This window comes from Deferrisoma sp. (assembly GCF_054681715.1).
Window position 1 is genome coordinate 1 of the sequence record NZ_BAAHFQ010000284.1, and the last position, 2,136, is coordinate 2,136.

The 2,136-nt window shown below is 66.8% G+C and carries 1 protein-coding gene; it reads left to right on the forward strand.

The genetic code is table 11. The features are described 5' to 3' along the window. Window positions 1–574: 574 nt before the first annotated feature. Window positions 575–2,136, forward strand: a 1,562-nt coding sequence (locus tag ACY0I8_RS17920) for a nucleotide sugar dehydrogenase (RefSeq protein ID WP_461395831.1), incomplete at its 3' end; no start/stop codon positions are given.

Below are 2,136 nucleotides of genomic sequence, written 5' to 3' on the forward strand. Positions count from 1 at the left end.
ATATGAGTTTGGAGTCGATCGCCGACGTGATCAAACGAACCACTCCACCCCCACCGAACCCGGCGCTGCCGGTGGCAGCCTGATCTATCAACCGAGGATGACGCGGTCGGCTTCTTACACCACCTTGACGGACGTGACCGAGCCCCCCGCTTGTCCCCAACCCCCGTTTTCCGTATCATTCGCCGTCGGCCGGAGCACGAGGGGGGAGACCGCCGTTCCCGCGTTTCCGGCATCCCGGCCTCCTAAGCATTCCAGGTTCCGGCCTTCCAGCCGAATCCCAGGGAGGGGCACCGGTCGTGAGCGTGTCAGAGCGCCAACCCCGGTCCTACGATTCCCGACCCACGAGCCAGGGTTCCCGAAGACCCGACGCAGTTCTCACGACCTGCGACCCGCGACGAACGGCGGTCCCCTATTCCCGGCACTCAATCATCCCCGGGGCGGAGGGCCGTCACCCCTCACGGCCGTTACCAACCACCCGCGACACCACGACAAGCCATCTGTGTCCATCTGTGTGAATCTGTGGCCAATACCATTCCCGATTCACGGCAGTTAACCGTCCCAACGGGAGGACCCCATGAGCCTTCTCTACTCCGTGAGCCCCGACGGCGAGCGGTTTCCGCTGCCGACGCTTGAGGACCACAAGGCCGAGTTCGAGCGACTCCAGGCGCTCGCCGCCGAGCACCGGGCCCTGGGCCGGGAGGTGGTGGTCGTGGTGGGGGTGGGGTTCGTGGGCGCGGTCATGGCCGCGGTGGTGGCCGACGCCGAGGACGGGGCCGGAAACCCCACCAAGTTCGTGATCGGCATGCAGCGGCCGAGCGTGCGCAGCTTCTGGAAGATCCCGCTCCTGAACCGGGGCCTCTCCCCGGTCAAATCCGAGGACCCCAAGGTGGACGAGCTGATCCGCCGGTGCGTCCACGAAAAGAGGACCCTCACCGCCACCTACACCTACGACGCCCTGAAACTCGCCGACGTCGTGGTGGTGGACGTCCAGTGCGACTACCTCAAGGAAGAACTGGGGAACGTCCGGAACGGCCAGGCCGACATGGCGGCCCTGGAGCAGTCGCTCGAGATCATCGCCGAGCACATCCGGCCCGACGCCCTGGTGCTCATTGAGACCACCGTGGCCCCGGGCACCACCGAGCAGGTGGCCTACCCGATCATGCGCAAGGTGTTCCGCCGCCGGGGCATCGAGACCGACCCGCTCCTCGCCCACAGCTACGAGCGGGTCATGCCGGGCCGGCACTACGTGGACTCCATCCGGAATTTCTGGCGGGTCTGTAGCGGCATCAACGATGAGGCCCGCGATCGGGTGGTCCGGTTCCTGAGCGACGTGCTAAACGTGGAGGACTACCCGCTTACCGTGCTCGACCGGCCCATCGAGTCCGAAACGGCAAAGATCGTGGAGAACAGCTTCCGGGCGACGATCCTTGCGTTCCTCCACGAGTGGAGCCTCTTTGCCGAGCGAAACGGGGTCGACCTCATCAAGGTGATCGAGGCCATCAAGGTGCGGCCCACCCACTCGAACATCATCTTCCCGGGGCCGGGCATCGGCGGGTACTGCCTGCCCAAGGACGGGGGCCTGGGCATCTGGGCCTACCGCCACCTCCACGGGTTCGACGACGACATCTTCCGCATCACCCCGACGGCCATCGACATCAACGACACCCGGGCCCTCCACGCGGCCCAGCTCGTGCGCGACGCCCTCAGGAACATGGGCCGGCCCGTGGCCGCGGCCGAGGTGCTCGTGCTCGGGGCCTCGTACCGGGAGGACGTGGGTGACACCCGCTACAGCGGTTCCGAGCTCCTGGTGCGCCGGCTTGCGGAGATGGGGGCCGAGCCCCGAGTCCACGACCCCTACGTGGACCACTGGTGGGAGTTCGAAAAGCAGGATGAATACCCCTCGCCCGAATACTCCTGGAAGCGGTTCTTCCGCAACCAGGAAAAGCTCAAGGAACTGCGTGTCGAAAAGGACCTGGCCAAGGCCCTGCGGGGCGCCGACGCCGTGGTGTTCGCCGTGCGCCACGCCCCGTACCTGGGGCTCGACCCCGACGAGGTCGTGCGCCTGGCCGGCCACCCCGTGGCCGTGATCGACTGCTTCGGCATCCTCGACGACGCCCGGATCCGCCGCTACTTCGA